1 tRNA gene is annotated in these 262 nt (G+C 50.0%); it reads right to left on the reverse strand.

What is annotated here, in order from left to right:
* Positions 1-43: 43 nt before the first annotated feature.
* A tRNA-Ile gene (locus LSG34_RS20690) sits at positions 44-120 on the reverse strand.
* Between the last annotated feature and the right edge of the window lie 142 nt (positions 121-262).

Here is a 262-nt window from a genome sequence, read left to right on the forward strand (position 1 = left end):
ATCTAAATTGGTAAATTCGTTGTCAAGCTGACTTGCAGCGAATTGGTTGGTCTGAGTAGACTCGAACTACCGACCTCACCCTTATCAGGGGTGCGCTCTAACCACCTGAGCTACAGACCAGCTCTAACTTGTCTGTTTGTCTTATCGCTTCGTTGCATCCATCGCTCATTCAGTCATGTACTACTCGTACACTCCTTCACTCGCTCAGGCTGCGCCTTGCGCTAAACCAAACATCCGGCGTTATCCTCGCGGATACCGCTTC

The organism is Rheinheimera faecalis, from assembly GCF_021290965.1.
GTDB classification, from domain to species: domain Bacteria; phylum Pseudomonadota; class Gammaproteobacteria; order Enterobacterales; family Alteromonadaceae; genus Pararheinheimera; species Pararheinheimera faecalis.